Here is a 16,538-nt window from a genome sequence, read left to right as displayed (position 1 = left end):
ATTGCTTTGCAGTTCCATCGTTCAACGTGAGGTTGTTAAAAAAATTGTATCTCAGGTAAAACGGAAGGCTAATTTGTTTGAGCGATATCAATGTACTAGAGCAGGTTTCTAGTAGCGCTAAAAAGCACGTCTAGTAGGACTAACGTGCCCGTGTTAAGTTTCATATTGCTAGCCGATACGGCTAAAGACCTTTGCGAGAGGGCTAATGGCGTATCGTATCGCCATACGATATGAATATTCTAAGAGGTTGTTAGGTTGTGAAGGTTTATATCGCCATGCAATATGGCAAACAAAAGCCGTACTAACTAAGTGGAATAGAGAGATGCTTTGCAGATCCAGTATTCAAATAAGAGACGGTTCAAAGGACTGTAGTCAAGTAAAATGGAGGCAATTTATTTGCCGATATCGATGTATCAGAACAGGTTCCGAGTTGCGATCAAAAAGCCTGTCTAGGTATGGTAACGTTGCTAGTGTTTGTTTTGTATCGTTGGCCGATACGGCTAAAGACTTTGAGAGAGGGCTAATTAGCTTCCTATACATATCGTATCACCATACGATATGAATTGTTCTAAGGTCCATCATGTTTAAAGAGGTTGATAGGCAACTGTAAAGCTCGTATCGCCATGCAATATAATAAACAACGATAACAACCTCATCGTGAGGTTGCTTTGCAGAGTCAGTCCAGCAATTAAATCTGACGTGCAAAAGGAACTGACAACTAAGTAGGTAACAAGCTTGACCGATATGGAAGCTTCAGAGCGCGTTTCGAAGGTTACGAATCGCGTATAAACACTAGCTGATATTGGCTGACATTCTATTGTTTTGCGTATCGCTAGCCGATATGCCTCTTGCAAATTCTGCTGAAACCCTCATAATTAGTAGAAAAGGAGGCGCGATATGCGAAGCGATATTCAACCGTATGAACGATCTTTCTCTTCTAAGGAGGTGGCAGAAGAGGCGGGGATTGCAACACCGACTGTTCGGAAATATGCCCAAATTCTAGAAAAGAACGGGTATGAGTTTTTAAAAGAGGGCGATCGTCGTAGCTTTGTTCAATCCGACATAGAAGTACTTATAGCGTTACGCGATACGGATAGGCCCCTTGAGGATGCGGCGAAAGAGCTTGTTATTCAACAAAAAGATAGATTGAAAGGTTCAACAGAAATCGAAGTTGCCATACCCGATACATTTGAAACCTTGCCCAGTGATCCAAATCAGTTAAAAGAGATGTTATCTTTTTTAGCCAATGAGCTCGCAGCCACACGTGAAATGAATGTCCAAATATCAAATGATTTGACTCAACTAAAAACAACGGTTTCTAGGCTCCAGCAAGATCATCATGACTTAGGTGCTAATATTCGAAATTCAGCACAAAAAACTCAAGTGAAAATTGAGAAATTAGCTCAGCAGGAAAAGGAACATTACGACATATTGTTGCAACAAGAAAAAGAGAAAAACGACTTCTTACAAAAGGAAATTCAAAGATTGCGCGCTGATCACGATCAAGAATGGCGCTCTCAAAATGATTTTAATAAACGTTTGGAAGTAGCGATACATAAGCCGAAAGAAAAACAGTGGGACTGGCTTTTTTCCCTGTTCCGTAAATAAGGTGCCTATTATAGGCGCTTTTTTTTATATTGAGAAACTGTTCCAATTTTTGGCGGAAATATAGAAAGAATGGGACAGAGAAGATTTTGCTCTAAAGAAAAATAATCAATTATTTGCTAGTAGTAGATGTTCATGAACCTTCCTTTATCCAAATGAAGGTTTTGTTGTTTATCGAAAATCCACGTGTCTCCTCTTTCCTTAATTTCCACTTTATTTCCGAAAAACCCATTAAAATAAAAGCCAAACACCAACAGAGTCCGTCTAATAGGGGCAGATTGACCAACAAACAAGGGGGTGGCGAGGGTGCTTGAGTTGATTAAGAAGGCGCAAAAGGGTGACGATGAAGCCTTTTTGTCGCTGTTTCAAACATATGAGAACGATTTGTACCGAATGGCATTTCTGTATGTGAAGAACCAAGAGGATGCGCTCGATGTCGTTCAGGAAACGGCTTACCGGGCGTTTAAGAATATCCAAACGTTACGAGACCCACGGTTCTTTAAAACGTGGCTCATCAAAATCACGATTTCTTGTGCCACGGATGTACTGAGAAAGAATAAGAAAGTCATGTACTTGAACCAGGACTACGCAGAGTGGTTAGGAAGTGAGGGGGAGGACATCCCGACGGTCCTCACCATCAAGCAGATACTAGAAACCTTGGACGAGCAGGAAAAGAACATCGTCTTTCTAAAGTATTACAATGATTTGACTTTTAAAGACATCAGCGAACTGTTGGAGCTACCACTAGGAACCGTCAAGACGGTCCTCTACCGGGCATTAGCAAAACTTAGGGTTCAAGTGAGAGGAGCAGATCTGTTATGAGCAAGGAGATTAAGAGAGAACTAGAGAAGATTGAGATTCCCTTAGAACTCCACCCACGCGTGAAGCTGGGAGTGGCAAAGGCCAAACAAGAAGCTATAGAGGATGTCAGACCGACCAAAGACACCCGCCAGCTATCCTATAAAAGAAACAAAAAAGTTGCTGGCATTGCGGCGGCATCAATCCTAGCTATCACACTCTCATCCGGCTTCATCCACCCAGGCATGAACCAAGTGTTGGCCAGTACGCCATTACTAGGTGGCATCTACGAGAAGTTCGGCGATAAAATCGGCATGCATTTAGCCGAGCAAAACCTCGTCACCGAGCTGGACCAAGCCATCACCCAAAATGGCATAACCGTAAAGCTGACCAATGTCTACTTTGATGGCGATGTCGTTAGCATCACAGGAAATGTCAGTGGCGACCTATCAAAAGACCATAACGAACCCGGTGAGGTGAGCTTCGACGTCAACTTCGAAAACAACAAGGGCGACAACGACCCATGGTTAAACGGGAAATCCGCAAGCCTACAAGAAGCAGCAACTGGCTATGACTTTCAGTGGAAACTAAACTATCCTTATAAAGACATGAGCGAGGAGTTCACGCTACCAATTTCGATTCATAACATCAATGGCATCAAAGGCGATTGGAACTTCAATGTCCCAATCACCCAAGAGCAAAGCAAGGCACTCGTCATCAACCAATCACAGTCTTACGACAACGACGGTGTCATGATTACAATAAAAGAATTAAAGCATGCAGAGGCTACTTCGACGCTGACTTTTGAAACCATCTCGACCTTTAAAGGCGACCATATTGACCTAGGTAAAGCAATGGATGAGAACGGAACAGTCTTATTCAATCACGCAAATAATACAAGACTATCGAGCGGCAAAGTGGATGAAGGATATCAGCAGGCGCTCCGTATATCAATCGATAAAATTGCCGAAGGAACAAAAGCGATCACCTTCTATCCAAAGGTTTCAATCGCGGACCCAACCGTTCAGCAACAGCTAACTACCTCAAGCTTCACCTTAGAAAGTGAACGAACCGATTTAGCGATCGAGGTACACAGTGTGAAGCAAGAAGGAGACAAGCTGATTCTTGATTATCACTTCCAAGGGCTAGCAGAAGACATGAGCAACCATAAGTTCGAGATCATTCACCATAACTTGTCCTATGCGTTTACCTTAGTAGACAAAGACTTTGTTGATAAAATAGATCCAGAAAACCCAGTCCCCCCAGAGGGACATAGCATTACCCGCAACGAAGTGAAGGTAATTGATAAAAACAATCACCAGTTCCAAGCGGTCTTTGACTTAAAAGGGGAAGAACGGTATAAAAACTTCTCATTGGAAGACGCCGTGTTACAAATGGACTTCTACAGCTTCAACGGAACGAAGGAATTAGCACCATTTACGGTGGAGTTACCGCAAGATTAATGAGATTTTGAATAAAAAAGATTGATACGAAGGTCAGATGCGCGTCAGCGCGCCTGACCTTCGGTCATTTTTCGGCGATATCTAGCAAGGGAGGAACAAGTTATGCATTGATTATTACAAGATATGGATTGATTCTAGAAAGTTATGCATCGATTCTTCAAAGTTATTGATCGATTCTCCGAAGTTATTGAAAAAATCGTGTCTAAATTGTGAAAAGCAAGGGGACGGTTCTTGCGCTTCCGTCGCAGACGGAAGCAGCAGAACCGTCCCCATTCGGTATTTCCGACTTGACACATCGGAATTATAGTTGTAATATTACCCAGTATTTTCATAATAAAATAACTTACTAGAGGAGGGATATGCATGAACACCATTCTTATCATTGTGAACATCGCTGTTTTCCTATTGTTGGCGGCTGGATTGTTCGTTATGCAGAAGAAGCATGTTTCGTTTTCAAAACGTGTTTTTGCTGGTTTGGGTTTAGGTATTATCTTTGGATATATTATTCATTTGCTTTATGGTACGGCTTCAGAAATCACAACGGGGACGATCGAGTGGTTTAACATTGTCGGTAGCGGCTATGTGAAACTTCTACAAATGGTTGTTATGCCGCTTGTATTTATTTCGATTGTCGGTGCGTTTACAAAGATGAAGTTAACGAAGAACATTGGGAAAATTAGTTTTCTTGTCATCGGACTTCTGCTTGCAACGACGGGGATTTCCGCGGCCATCGGCATTGGCACAACCCTAGGATTTGGTCTTGATGGCGTGCAGTTAACCGAAGGGGAAGCAGAAGCGAACCGCAATGCGCAGTTAGTGGACCGTGCCGTTGAGGTTGAAAGCATGACAATCCCACAACAAATCCTACAAATGATTCCAGCTAACCCATTTGCTGATTTAACAGGTTCTCGTCCAACTTCAACAATTGCGGTCGTTATTTTTGCAGCATTCCTTGGCGTTGCTTATCTTGGGATTAGAGGGAAACAACCTGAGCAAGCAGAAATGTTTGCGAAAATCATTGATGCCTTCTATGCGATCATTATGAGGGTCGTCACGCTAGTATTAAGATTAACTCCATATGGAATTTTAGCATTGATCACAAAGGTCGCAGCAACAAGTAATTATGAAGCGATTGTCAGCATGGGGAAATTCGTCATTGCTTCTTATGTCGCCTTGATTTTAGTGTTTATCGTTCATTTAGCATTGCTTGCAATGGCAAAGCTAAGCCCGATTCAATATGTAAAAAAAGGCTTACCAACGTTAACGTTTGCCTTTACGTCTCGTTCAAGTGCGGGAACACTGCCGATGAACATTAAATCCCAAACAAAAGATTTTGGTGTTTCTGAGGGAATTGCTAACTTTGCAGGACCATTTAGTTTAACGATTGGTCAAAATGGCTGTGCCGGAATTTACCCAGCGATGCTAGCCGTAATGGTTGCGCCTACGGTTGGAATCAATCCAGCAAGCCCATCATTTATTTTAATGCTCATCCTTGTCGTGATGATTAGTTCATTCGGTGTTGCTGGTGTTGGTGGCGGGGCAACGTTTGCTTCACTAATTGTGTTATCTGTGATGGATCTTCCATTAGCAATCGTTGGTCTATTGATCTCAGTTGAGCCATTAATCGACATGGGACGTACAGCATTAAACGTAAGTGGTAGTATGACAACAGGTATCTTAACAAGCCGGATTACGGGTGAATTTGAAGAAGAAGTGTATGAGCGGAAAGATGTAGTTGAAGCGTAAGATAAAGATAGGGTCAGGCATGCCTAGCGCGTGCCTGACCCTTTTTGTGATAAAAATAGATTATTTATCCCACTTATCAACCACAGTCACCCCAAGATTCTGGAAGCTATCCATTTCGTTAAAAATGCGAGGGGCTTCCTCCAACGAGATGGTTTGCGTAACGAGTGCTCCTGGGTTTAGCTTGCCTTTCTCGACCATGGACAACATATTCGGATAGCGCGATGGCTGCATGCCGAGTGAGCCGATTAACTGGATTTCGTATTGAACAATTAAGTCAATTGGCAGGGGAATCATGCCTTCTTCGGCTCTTGTTGTTAAACCGATTTGTAAGTGACGGCCGCGCTTCCGTAAGCTTGAAACCGAAGCCTGACATGTTTGTGCAATCCCTAAGGCGTCAATCGAGACAGGGGCACCGCCTTTGGTGATCTCGCGGATTGCTTCTGGAGCATTTTCATACTTAGCATTTACAGTTGCAACAGCCCCTAATTGCTTGGCGAAATCAAGCTTGTCATCACCGATGTCGACAGCGATAACGTTGGCTCCTAACGCTGTGGCAATTTGAATCGCCGATAAACCGACACCGCCACAGCCATGGACGGCAACCCATTCGCCAGCACGAACCTGCGCTTGGTCGGTGACACCATGGAAGGCGGTCATAAAGCGGCAGCCCATTCCGGCGGCATCGACAAAGCTGATGTTTTCCGGTAGCTGGGTTAAGTTGGTGTCTGCACTTGGGACATGGGCATAGCGGCCATAGCCACCCCATGAGGTGAATCCAGGCATTTGAATGTTTTCGCAAATATTATGATGACCGCTGACGCAATAAGGGCAAGTGCCATCGCCAATTGTGAAAGGAACGATGACGCGGTCGCCTTTTTTGAAGTTTCTCACGTTCTTGCCGACTTCTTCGATAACGCCGGTGAACTCATGGCCTAATACATGTGGAAGTGGCAGCTCAATACCAATCCAATCCCAGTCTCCTTGCCAGGCATGCCAATCGCTGCGGCAGACGCCGTTGGCTTCAACCTTTAAGATGACGCCATCTGGTGAGCACTCTGGATCGGGCATCTCCCGGACAACTAAAGGTTTTTTGAATTCCTCTAAAACTAAAGCTTTCATAATGATATTCCCCCTAACTTTATATGAGCCATCATAAATAATGGTGGTTCTTAAAATGAGTTTTCTAGGTTGGAAAGATATATAGGTATTTAATAGAAGAAACTAGATAAACGCTTACACAAACAATTCGACAACAATGGTGTAAATGATACGAATATGTTCTCGTTGAATAGATTAGAGGAGCTTGTCTCTGGTGAGGTTGTATATTACATTGGAGGTAGGCCGCCTTTTTGGATTTGAAATTTTTTCCTCTAAAAAGAGGATATGAGGCGTGGAAAAAGATTAGAATGCTTGTACTAAAAATCTTACGATTTTTTCCATAAAAAAGAAGCACCAAGGATAGGTGCTTCACAAGATATAAAGATTTAGAGCTTAATAGAACCGCTTAAAGGCGCTGAAATGCTTTTTGTAGTAAGTATTGTTTAGGCTGCTGATTTCAACGGCGTCGTTGCCCGCATGGATGAATTCATTATTGCCGAGATAGATGCCGACATGGGAAATTCCTTTTTTATAGGTATTTTCAAAGAATACTAGGTCACCCGGTTGGGGCTTGTCCACATAAAAAGAGCGGTTGTAATAACCTTCTGCATTCGTGCGGATTAAGCCTTTGCCTACTTTGTTATAAGTATAGAAAATGAATCCGCTACAATCAAAGCCTTTGACTGTGCTTCCGCCCCATACATAAGGAATTCCGAGTAAGGCTTTAGCTTCTTTAATTAGCTTTTCAGCATTATTGGAAGGAGCGGACTCATTCACGGTTTCAGGTGTGCTAGCTTGGCCAGAAACCTTTAGCGTTTTCCCTGCATAAATTAAATGGGAAGAAAGATTATTTAATTTCATTAGCTCCGTAACTGTCATGTTGTACTGGTTGGCAATCTTGCCTAATGTGTCTCCGGACTTGATGGTATAGTAAACCGTTGTTGCTGTCTCGGTTGCAGGAGCTGGTACAGTCGTTTGTACAGGTGCTGTTGGAGCAGTTGTTCCTGTTGCAGGTGCTGAAGTCTGTGACTTACTTGGATCAGACACAATCAGCTTTTGTCCAGGGAAGATTAAGTCACTAGTCAGCTTGTTCCAGCTTTTAAGATTGCTAAGTGAAATTTTATGTTTATTGGCGATGGCACTTAATGTGTCACCACTGACAATCGTATATGTACTGTTTGTTGTAGTTGTCGTGCTACTTGGTGCTGGGGTAGATGGTGTTGACTCGGCAGGTTTTACCGCAGCCGTTTTGGTGACGGTTAGCTTTTGGTTTGGGTAAATGATGTGCGACGATAAACCGTTAAGGCTTTTCAGTTCACTGACGGTTGTGGAGTAGCTTTTCGCGATCTCGAAGAGCGTATCTCCTTTTTTAACGGTGTAGGTATCAGCAAAGGCGGTTGTGGCGAATGCCGATGACAGGATCGCGGCCGTGGCGATGGTGGTGACTTTTTTCTTCATTGTTTTCAAATCACTCCTTTTTCTCGTTGTTTTCTATCAATATTCTATCATATAGCCTAAATAGTAGATATAAAAATTCTGATAATTGTCACAAAATCGTGAGAAAGAGAAGTAATTATTGGAAAAGGATTTACAAATCGCTGCAAATTTAATAGAATAATGTCAGAATTATAACGGAGGACACAGCTATTGAATAATGAAATGTCTGATATGAGTGACAAACAAGATGAGTTCTTTAATCTCCTCAAGCGTACCTATGAAAAAGGGATGTCTGAGAAAGAGATCACAGTCGAACGGTTATTAGAAGATTTGAAGATTGATATAAGAAGAGTTATAGCGAAGTAGATGAAGGCGTGGATTCACGCCTTTTTTCTTTTGCCCTTTTTTGGAACTTTATTTAAAAGAAAAGCTGCTTTTAGTGGATTCTTGTTTTGATTGTTTCTTGTGAATGAGAATTTTGGACGAAACCGGTTGATTGTAGCGGAGGGCGCTTGACTCCTCGAAAATGAACTGCACATTTTTTCGTGCGTGGGCCTATTCAAGGATGTCATTCAGTGTCCTGCGGGAGCAGCGGGACAGGTGAAACCCCGCAGGAGCGCAGCGACGAGGAGGCTCACCGCACGCCCCGCGGAAAGCAAGCGCCTGGAGCGGAATCAACCACTCCTTGTTCAAACACAACATAGGGCAGCCAAAAGACACAAGAGCCCTTCCAGGTTTGAAATGAATTCGACATAAATATACAAAAACCAACAATTCTACCTTTTCTTTTGTTCTGTACGGGATTATAATCGTATTTGTAACACCTAAAGGCAAAATCACTGAAAGGTGATGACGCAAAGCTATAGGGGCCTCCGCTTATTAGCAAGGCTAGCCAGTTACCATCATATCGAAAAGGAGAAAAAATGATGTCAAATTCGTATTTTATGACCCCAGAGGAAAGAATGAGAAAGAAAAAGCGGGACAAAATGTTCCTGTATATTTCGCTGATTATCATGACAGCGGTAGTGAGCACAGCCATGACATTTCTAGCAAACCAACTATAAGAATAGATGAATAAGTAAAAGAGGAGCGTCCCATATGGAACGCTCCTTTTCATTATGTATTACTTGGCAATAAAATAATCTACTATATACTCAGCCCACAGTTGATGACCTTTTTCACTAGGTTTCGTTTCCGAACCTTCTCCGATTAAATAGTCTTGTATTTCCTCGCTGTTGGGGTCTGGCCAAGCGGTCCAGTGATTTAGATAAGGAATAGCTTCTGCTTCAGCAAACTTTTGTAAGGAATCGACTTGAATTGGATAATAGTTTGCTTGATAAAGAGGATTCGTTGGGTGCAGGACCAACACATGATTAGCATTACTGTCAGCTAACCCAGATGCGATCTCCATAATATGTTGATGCGCTACACTAACATTTACGTTACCATTGTTCATTAACGTAAATGGTTCTAATAGTGTCAAATCTGGCTTTTCTGCGATAAGCTCTGCTAGTTTGTTATCAGTTAGAAAGGAAGCAGATGTATGGTTATATGTTTTTACAACGACATTAACTGTGTCACCATAAGTTTCTTCTAGGTCTTTCTTTACTAATTGGCTCCAGCTGTTGTCTTCGGTACCTAGTGATAATGAACCAGCAATAAGAATTGTGAATGGTTGGCCATCTACTAATGCCTGCTGATAGCTGTCTTTCGCTTTTGCTGGCCAGTTACTCGCAAACTTGAGTAGCTGCTCGGTATCTACTTTTTCTTCTTCCTTAACATCTTCTTTTGCTTGTCCTTCATCTTTCATTATGACTTCTTGTTTAACTTTCTCTGCCGATACGGAGGTTTTCTCCTTCCAGTGTTTGTTGCCAATAATGAGAATGGCAACGCAACCAATGGCGAGTAGTGTGACAAGAAAACGTTTCATAAGAATGTCCCCCTTCTCTTCCAGTTAAATGTAAATTATGGGATGTTTGAATATCCCTTTAAAAATGTGCTCAAATCAGTTTTAATGAGTATAGCAAGAACGCGATGACAAGTTCATTAAAATTATGACAATAAACGGCAATTTTTACAAGCTGTTGTGCTATAATACTTAGAGATTTGTAGAAAAAGAGCGGAGGATTTCAATGGAAGAAACAATTAGTTTAAAAGAATTGCTACAGACGCTTAGAAAACGCTTGGCTTTAATCCTGGCGATTACATTAACCGCTGTGATTATTTCTGGAGTAGTTAGCTTTTTCTTTCTAACGCCGATTTATCAGGCATCTACACAGCTACTTGTGAATCAAAAGAAAGATGATCAGGTAATGTTGAATACGAATGAGCTACAAACAAACTTACAACTAATCAATACTTATAATGTCATTATTAAAAGTCCAGCGATTCTTGATATCGTTGCAGAACAATTAGGAACTGGATTAACGGCCACTCAGATTAACGGGAAGATTACCGTCGGTAGCGAAGCGGATTCACAAGTAGTGAATATTTCCGTACAGGATGAGGATCCAAAAATGGCGGCAGAAATCGCGAATACAATCGCAAATGTATTTTCAACTGAAATCGTTAATATTATGAATGTCGACAACGTTAGTATTTTAGCAAAAGCAACGGTTGGAGAAGGGCAAGCGCCGATTAAACCACAGCCACTGTTAAATATCGCAATTGCGTTAGTGGTCGGGTTAATGGCCGGTGTTGGACTTGCTTTCTTATTAGAGTATTTGGATAACACGGTGAAAAATGAACAGGATGTAGAGAAATTGCTTGAGCTCCCAATTCTAGGAGTTATTTCTGTCATTGAAGAGTCGAAGATGGAAGAAGCTAAGGCGAGACGCCATGCACGTAAAACAAAAGTAAGAGGTGAGACATTTGGGTCCTAAGAAAAAAGCAAACAAGCCGACAGCAGAAAACAGACGAAAACTGGTGACTTCGATTGACCCGAAGTCACCGATTTCTGAACAATATCGGACGATTCGAACGAATATTCAATTCTCTGCTGTCGATGATGATGTCCAAGTCATAATGGTTACTTCTGCCGGTCCGATGGAAGGGAAATCGACGACAGCAGGCAACCTGGCGGTTGTGTTCGCGCAGCAGGAGAAGAAGGTACTATTGGTTGATGCTGATTTACGGAAACCAACGATGCATTATACGTTTAACCAAACGAATACATTTGGATTAACGACTGTTCTTGCTGGTCAGGTTCCAATGAATGAAGCAGTGAATCCGACTGATGTATTCAATCTATCTGTGTTAACAAGTGGACCGATTCCGCCGAACCCTGCTGAATTGATGGGCTCAAAAAGCATGAATCGTTTCTTAAAGGAAGCGAAAGAGTCTTATGACATCATCATTTTTGACACGCCACCGATTCTTGCGGTAACTGATGCACAGGTACTTGCCAATTTATGTGATGGAAGTGTGCTAGTTGTTTATAGTGGCAAGACGGAAATGGAAGAAGCAGCTAAGGCGAAAGAACTATTAACATCTGCGAAGGGAAAATTACTCGGTGCGGTGTTAAATCACAAGAAACTAGAAAGTTCGGATTATTACTATTATTATGGCAAATAAATAGTGTGACTTTCGACATATTACGACAAAATACACCCTTTGACCTAGGTATGGGTCGATGGTAGCATAGTAAAAGACACAATTTTCGACAGCTGGTGAATGGAGGTTCGCAATGATAGATTTGCATTGTCATATACTTACAGGAATTGATGATGGCGCGCAAACGGACAATGATAGTCTTGAGATGGCTAAATTGGCCGTGCAAGAAGGAATCACAACGATCATTGCAACCCCACACCATAAAAATGGTCGCTATTTGAATCCGAAACAGAATGTTTTGGCGAAGGTAGCGGAGTTGAATAAGAGATTGCTAGAGGAAAGGATTGATCTAAAAATCCTTCCGGGACAAGAGACGGCAATCAACGGTGAATTGTTAGAAGATTTTGATAGTGGGCAAATCATGACGTTAAATGATACCAATTATGTGTTTGTCGAACTTCCTTCGGACCACGTGCCTAGGTATTCGGAGAAGATGCTGTTTGACCTACAGTTAAAGGGATTGATTCCGGTGATTGTTCATCCGGAGCGCAACCGGGAGATCCATGAGCGACCAGAGTTGCTATACAAACTAGTTGAAAAAGGTGCGTTAGCACAGCTTACAGCTGGGAGTTTATGCGGCAAGTTCGGGAAGAAGATTAAGAGTTTTTCAGAGCAGTTGATTGAAGCGAATCTTGTTCATTTTATTGCTTCGGATGCTCATAACGTCACAAGTCGTGGGTTTCATTTGCGGCAGGCTTATGATGTGGTGGAGAAATTGTACGGGATTGATATGGTTTATTTATATAGAGAGAATGCGGAGCTGCTTGTTGAGGGGATGAATGTGTTTAGGGAAGAGCCTCAACGGGTGAAGCGCAGAAAGTTTTTGGGGATATTTTGAGTTTGAGATATTCGGGTGGGGAACTTTCGTTCCCTTTTTTGAAGGAACTTCGTTCCTTTTAAGAGGATTGCTTGGTTTAACTTCATCTTTAGTAGATGAATGGAATTGGTTGTTGTTTTCTAATGGTTAGGAGATGTTTTGGTTTGGTGGAGCTTCGCTCCTTTTAACAATAAAACTTCAAATAGATAAATCTAGCTATTAACAACAGCTTCAGGAGCGACCTCCTGACCGGCGATGTCTCCTATCCGTTATCTATGGAGGCACTCGATTATGCTGTGGGATGCATTTATGTATCCTTAGACGCACGATGTCGTCAAAAGCATGATGTGAGGATGGGTTAGATGCCCAAATTAAATTTAGTTAATAACGCTACAGAATAAATACCCAATGAAAGCGCTTGTTAAACCACAATATGCGTTTTCATTAGGTATTTATTTTTGGGCAGAAATTTTCTTAATAGTAATTAATAGATAAAAAGAGGAGGGTCATGGATGAGCTATCGAAATCGCTTAACGCTATTAGCAGGGCTGGATACATTGATTGTGCTGACAGCAATTTATTTTAGTTATATCCTTCTTCATCCATCGATTGAAGTTGTTTTTGATAATCTTTTATGGAGTGTCGTTGTTTTATTAGTGCTTCATCATTTGTTCGCTTCTATATTCCAGCTCTACAACAAGGCGTGGGAATATGCGAGCATCGGGGAAATCGTGAGTATTTTAAAAGCTGTTACCTTTTCGATTGCGGGTACGGCGGTTTTTCAATACATGATGGATATGCCCATTTTCGGTCGGGCTTTGTTCACGACATGGACCTTGCATATGATCCTCATTGGTGGTTCACGTTTCGCTTGGCGAATGTATCGTGACCATTTTATGAAGAAAAAGCAGGATATGGAACGGGTGTTGATTATTGGTGCGGGTCAGGGTGGAACGCTTGTGGCGAGACAGTTATTAAGTAATCCAGAGCTTGGCTTAAAGCCTGCGGCCTTTATTGATGATGATTTTCGTAAGTATAAGCTGCAAATCCTTGATATTCCGGTTGTTGGGACGTCGAAGGGGATTGTCGATGCGGTTGAAAAGTATAAGATTGATAAGATTGTGATTGCGATTCCTTCCTTAAGTAGGAAAGAGATTACAAGAATTTTTGATGAGTGCTCGAAAACGAAAGTGAAGACACAGATTATGCCGAAGATTGAGGATGTCATGCTTGGGAAGGTCCCTGTTAGTCAGTTCCGTGATGTTGAGGTGGAAGACTTGTTGGGGCGTGAGCCGATTAAGCTTGATATTGATGGGATTTCTGAATATGTGTCGGGGAAAACAGTGCTTGTTACGGGTGCTGGTGGATCGATTGGGTCTGAGATTTGTCGGCAGATTTGCCTTTTCACCCCACAAAAACTAGTTTTGGTGGGGCATGGGGAGAATAGCATCTACTCTATTGATATGGAGTTACGGAATCTCTATCGAGATTCTATTGAGATTGTTCCGGTGATTGGGGATATTCAGGATCGTGAGCGGATGTTTGAGGTGATGGAGGAGCATAAGCCGGATGTTGTTTATCATGCGGCGGCTCATAAGCATGTGCCTTTGATGGAGTATAATCCGAGGGAAGCTGTTAAGAATAATGTTTTTGGGACTCGGAATGTGGCGGAGGCGAGTCACACCTTCGGTGTGAAAACATTTGTTTTGATTTCTTCTGATAAGGCGGTTAATCCTCCTAATGTGATGGGGTCTACTAAGCGGATTGCGGAGATGGTGATTCAGCAGTTGGCGGAGACTAGTAAGACTAAGTTTGTTGCGGTGAGATTTGGTAATGTGCTTGGTAGTCGTGGTAGTGTTATTCCACTGTTTAAGAGACAGATTCAGGCTGGTGGCCCGGTGACGGTTACGCATCCGGATATGACGAGATATTTTATGACGATTCCTGAAGCTTCAAGGCTTGTTATTCAGGCGGGATCTCTTGCAAGAGGTGGAGAAATCTTCGTGTTAGATATGGGGGAGCCGGTTCGGATTGTTGATCTTGCGAAAAACTTGATAACCCTTTCGGGTTATTCTGTTGAGGAGATTGGGATTTCTTATTCGGGGCTTCGTCCTGGGGAGAAGATGTTTGAGGAGTTATTGAATGATAAGGAGATTCATCCTGAGCCGATTTTCCCGAAGATATTTATTGGGAAGGCGTTGCATGAGCAGGATGAGGAGGTTCATTATCTTCTTAAGAACTTTGAAAGCCTTTCTGAGGATGAGTTGAAGGAGTTTGTGGTTAATCTTGCTAATCGGAGGGAGAACCTTCGGTTTTTGGTGGCGGAGTGATAGCTTAATAAACACTATTAAATTGAGGATTGATTAGGAGTTTGATTAATCTACTCATTGACTAAATGTTGTGAAGAACTAGTTGTTAGAAGAAAACCTTGCGGTTTTCGAACTATGCGATGTTGGGGGAGTTTTGAATGAAAAAGGTGCGTAAGGCGATTATTCCAGCTGCGGGTTTGGGTACAAGGTTTTTGCCTGCTACGAAGGCGATGCCAAAAGAAATGTTACCGATTGTTGATAAGCCAACTATACAGTACATAGTTGAAGAGGCTATTGCGTCTGGTATTGAGGATATTATCATTGTTACTGGGAAAGGGAAGCGTGCGATTGAAGATCATTTTGATTTTGCTCCTGAGCTTGAGCAAAACCTTGAGTCGAAGGGGAAGTTTGATCTTCTTGACCGAGTACGCTATTCTACTAATCTTGCAGATATTCATTATATACGGCAAAAAGAGCCTAAGGGTTTAGGCCATGCGGTTTGGTGTGCGCGGAATTTTATTGGGGATGAGCCGTTTGCGGTGTTGCTTGGTGATGATATTGTGCAAAGTGACACTCCGTGCCTTAGGCAATTAATTAATGAATATGAGGAAACACGTTCTTCTGTCATTGGGGTACAGACTGTTCCTGATAATGAGACGCATCGTTATGGGATTGTTGATCCTTCGGTTCAAGAGGGTAGAAGGTTTCAGGTTGAGAATTTTGTGGAGAAGCCTGCTCCGGGTACTGCTCCTTCTAATCTTGCGATTATGGGTCGTTATGTGCTTACGCCGGAGATTTTCATGTATCTTGAACAACAGGAGACTGGTGCTGGTGGAGAGATTCAGTTGACGGATGCGATTCAGAAACTAAATCAGATTCAACGGGTGTTTGCTTATGACTTTGAGGGTAAGCGATATGATGTTGGGGAGAAGATTGGGTTTGTGAAGACTACGGTTGAGTTTGCTTTGCAGAATGAAGAGATTAAGCATGAGTTGCTTGAGTATCTTGAGGATGTATTGCGTAAGAGCAGGGTAGAGGTATAGGTTGTACCTTATTAGCTCTTCGAGTTTAATGGTAAATTAAAAATATAGGTGAGGGTTGGCTGCTGGTATTAACTTCATTAGGGATTTTAAACCAAACCTATTCATGAAACTACATGGATGGTGATTGCTTATGTTTGAATATATGAAAGCAATTAAAGGAGAGAAATTGCGGAGTGAAGGTTACACTTTAGTGGAGGTATTAGCTGTTACAGTAATACTGGGGATACTAGCAGCGATTGCAGTGCCTTCTGTTATTTGGTTAGTGGAAAGATCTAAGGAAGATGTTTGTGCTTTAAATCGTACGGAATTGGATAGAATGTACTCGACTCATCTACACCTAGAGAGTAAAGATCATTCAACAAGTGCTTTTCAGGATTATTTGCATGACTCTGGCGTTGATATTTGTCCCAGTGGTGGGGAAATTACTTTTGTGGATGGTGCTGTGAAATGTAGTATTCACTCTGATAGTCATGGTGAAGAGGAAGAACCTGATGAAGGTGGAAGTGGTGTTCCGTTTCTATAGGTGTATGTAAGTATTGTATCTCTTCGAGCTAGCGGTAACTGGGTTGCTAGGGGTTCATATGAACTTATTGAGCCCCTAGCTTCGGAG

15 protein-coding genes and 1 riboswitch are annotated in these 16,538 nt (G+C 42.1%); of the genes, 12 read left to right on the top strand and 3 right to left on the bottom strand.

Going from position 1 to position 16,538, the window contains the following annotated elements:
* Window positions 1-897 precede the first annotated feature (897 nt).
* From BMX30_RS17460 to BMX30_RS17445, 4 genes are all read left to right on the top strand, one after another.
* Entirely contained in the window at window positions 898-1,608 is a 711-nt protein-coding gene (locus BMX30_RS17460; protein WP_090748701.1) for a hypothetical protein, read from the top strand.
* Between the two features lie 303 nt (window positions 1,609-1,911).
* Complete coding sequence (locus BMX30_RS17455) at window positions 1,912-2,427, top strand: sigma-70 family RNA polymerase sigma factor (protein WP_090748700.1); 516 nt, start codon at window positions 1,912-1,914, stop codon at window positions 2,425-2,427.
* Window positions 2,424-3,866: a DUF4179 domain-containing protein gene (locus BMX30_RS17450; RefSeq protein ID WP_090748698.1), complete on the top strand. Its 1,443-nt coding sequence runs from the start codon at window positions 2,424-2,426 to the stop codon at window positions 3,864-3,866. The genes BMX30_RS17455 and BMX30_RS17450 overlap by 4 nt, the downstream gene beginning before the upstream one ends.
* 363 nt (window positions 3,867-4,229) lie before the next feature.
* Window positions 4,230-5,612, top strand: a complete 1,383-nt coding sequence (locus BMX30_RS17445) for an L-cystine transporter (RefSeq protein WP_090748696.1) — start codon at window positions 4,230-4,232, stop codon at window positions 5,610-5,612.
* Between the two features lie 60 nt (window positions 5,613-5,672).
* Here BMX30_RS17445 and BMX30_RS17440 read toward each other — a convergent pair whose 3' ends face one another.
* Window positions 5,673-6,731, bottom strand: coding sequence for a zinc-dependent alcohol dehydrogenase family protein (locus tag BMX30_RS17440; RefSeq protein WP_090748694.1), 1,059 nt, complete (start codon window positions 6,729-6,731; stop codon window positions 5,673-5,675).
* A gap of 372 nt (window positions 6,732-7,103) precedes the next feature.
* Window positions 7,104-8,168 carry a C40 family peptidase gene (locus BMX30_RS17435; protein WP_090748692.1) on the bottom strand — a complete coding sequence of 355 codons (1,065 nt, stop codon included), beginning with the start codon at window positions 8,166-8,168 and terminating at the stop codon, window positions 7,104-7,106.
* Window positions 8,169-8,357: 189 nt separating this feature from the next.
* Here BMX30_RS17435 and BMX30_RS23625 point away from each other — a divergent pair, with 189 nt between their 5' ends.
* Both BMX30_RS23625 and BMX30_RS23620 read left to right on the top strand, forming a co-directional pair.
* Complete coding sequence (locus BMX30_RS23625) at window positions 8,358-8,513, top strand: YwzD family small protein (RefSeq protein ID WP_170843926.1); 156 nt, start codon at window positions 8,358-8,360, stop codon at window positions 8,511-8,513.
* 453 nt (window positions 8,514-8,966) lie between these two features.
* Window positions 8,967-9,051, top strand: a riboswitch (cyclic di-GMP riboswitch).
* Between the two features lie 19 nt (window positions 9,052-9,070).
* Window positions 9,071-9,211 carry a hypothetical protein gene (locus tag BMX30_RS23620; protein WP_170843925.1) on the top strand — a complete coding sequence of 47 codons (141 nt, stop codon included), beginning with the start codon at window positions 9,071-9,073 and terminating at the stop codon, window positions 9,209-9,211.
* Window positions 9,212-9,270: 59 nt separating this feature from the next.
* On the opposite strand, the gene BMX30_RS17430 is transcribed toward BMX30_RS23620, so the two are convergent.
* A complete protein-coding gene (locus BMX30_RS17430) occupies window positions 9,271-10,077 on the bottom strand; it encodes an SGNH/GDSL hydrolase family protein (RefSeq protein WP_090748690.1) in 807 nt (268 codons plus the stop codon).
* Window positions 10,078-10,279: 202 nt separating this feature from the next.
* Between BMX30_RS17430 and BMX30_RS17425 the strand changes: the two genes are divergently transcribed.
* The 6 genes from BMX30_RS17425 to BMX30_RS24115 all read left to right on the top strand — a co-directional run bounded on the left by BMX30_RS17425 (window position 10,280) and on the right by BMX30_RS24115 (window position 16,451).
* The gene (locus tag BMX30_RS17425) at window positions 10,280-11,029 is read left to right on the top strand and encodes a YveK family protein (protein ID WP_090748688.1); all 750 of its coding nucleotides are present in this window, start codon (window positions 10,280-10,282) and stop codon (window positions 11,027-11,029) included.
* Complete coding sequence (locus BMX30_RS17420) at window positions 11,019-11,720, top strand: CpsD/CapB family tyrosine-protein kinase (protein ID WP_090748686.1); 702 nt, start codon at window positions 11,019-11,021, stop codon at window positions 11,718-11,720. Before BMX30_RS17425 ends, BMX30_RS17420 begins: the two co-directional genes overlap by 11 nt.
* 112 nt (window positions 11,721-11,832) lie before the next feature.
* Window positions 11,833-12,597 carry a tyrosine-protein phosphatase gene (locus tag BMX30_RS17415; RefSeq protein WP_090748684.1) on the top strand — a complete coding sequence of 255 codons (765 nt, stop codon included), beginning with the start codon at window positions 11,833-11,835 and terminating at the stop codon, window positions 12,595-12,597.
* A 491-nt stretch (window positions 12,598-13,088) separates the two neighbouring features.
* The gene (locus tag BMX30_RS17410) at window positions 13,089-14,906 is read left to right on the top strand and encodes a polysaccharide biosynthesis protein (protein WP_090748682.1); all 1,818 of its coding nucleotides are present in this window, start codon (window positions 13,089-13,091) and stop codon (window positions 14,904-14,906) included.
* Window positions 14,907-15,043: 137 nt separating this feature from the next.
* A complete protein-coding gene (gene galU / locus BMX30_RS17405) occupies window positions 15,044-15,928 on the top strand; it encodes a UTP--glucose-1-phosphate uridylyltransferase GalU (protein WP_090748680.1) in 885 nt (294 codons plus the stop codon).
* 130 nt (window positions 15,929-16,058) lie between these two features.
* Window positions 16,059-16,451 (top strand): type II secretion system protein, encoded by a 393-nt coding sequence (locus tag BMX30_RS24115; protein WP_090748678.1) that lies wholly within the window; start codon window positions 16,059-16,061, stop codon window positions 16,449-16,451.
* The last annotated feature ends 87 nt before the right edge of the window (window positions 16,452-16,538 follow it).

Origin of the sequence: Mesobacillus persicus (genome assembly GCF_900109925.1) — a bacterium.
In the GTDB taxonomy this organism is placed as follows: domain Bacteria; phylum Bacillota; class Bacilli; order Bacillales; family Cytobacillaceae; genus Mesobacillus_B; species Mesobacillus_B persicus.
Note: the sequence above shows the minus strand (reverse complement) of the source record. Positions and strands in the feature narration are given on the sequence as shown.

Excerpts from the sequence above, each read along its gene's own strand:
- BMX30_RS17445 (WP_090748696.1), top strand. The coding sequence starts at position 4,230 with ATGAACACCATTCTTATCATTGTGAACATCGCTGTTTTCCTATTGTTG.
- BMX30_RS17410 (WP_090748682.1), top strand. The coding sequence starts at position 13,089 with ATGAGCTATCGAAATCGCTTAACGCTATTAGCAGGGCTGGATACATTG.
- BMX30_RS17435 (WP_090748692.1), bottom strand. The coding sequence starts at position 8,168 with ATGAAGAAAAAAGTCACCACCATCGCCACGGCCGCGATCCTGTCATCG.
- BMX30_RS17430 (WP_090748690.1), bottom strand. The coding sequence starts at position 10,077 with ATGAAACGTTTTCTTGTCACACTACTCGCCATTGGTTGCGTTGCCATT.
- BMX30_RS17460 (WP_090748701.1), top strand. The coding sequence starts at position 898 with ATGCGAAGCGATATTCAACCGTATGAACGATCTTTCTCTTCTAAGGAG.
- galU (WP_090748680.1), top strand. The coding sequence starts at position 15,044 with ATGAAAAAGGTGCGTAAGGCGATTATTCCAGCTGCGGGTTTGGGTACA.
- BMX30_RS17450 (WP_090748698.1), top strand. The coding sequence starts at position 2,424 with ATGAGCAAGGAGATTAAGAGAGAACTAGAGAAGATTGAGATTCCCTTA.
- BMX30_RS17425 (WP_090748688.1), top strand. The coding sequence starts at position 10,280 with ATGGAAGAAACAATTAGTTTAAAAGAATTGCTACAGACGCTTAGAAAA.
- BMX30_RS17440 (WP_090748694.1), bottom strand. The coding sequence starts at position 6,731 with ATGAAAGCTTTAGTTTTAGAGGAATTCAAAAAACCTTTAGTTGTCCGG.
- BMX30_RS17415 (WP_090748684.1), top strand. The coding sequence starts at position 11,833 with ATGATAGATTTGCATTGTCATATACTTACAGGAATTGATGATGGCGCG.
- BMX30_RS23620 (WP_170843925.1), top strand. The coding sequence starts at position 9,071 with ATGATGTCAAATTCGTATTTTATGACCCCAGAGGAAAGAATGAGAAAG.
- BMX30_RS24115 (WP_090748678.1), top strand. The coding sequence starts at position 16,059 with ATGTTTGAATATATGAAAGCAATTAAAGGAGAGAAATTGCGGAGTGAA.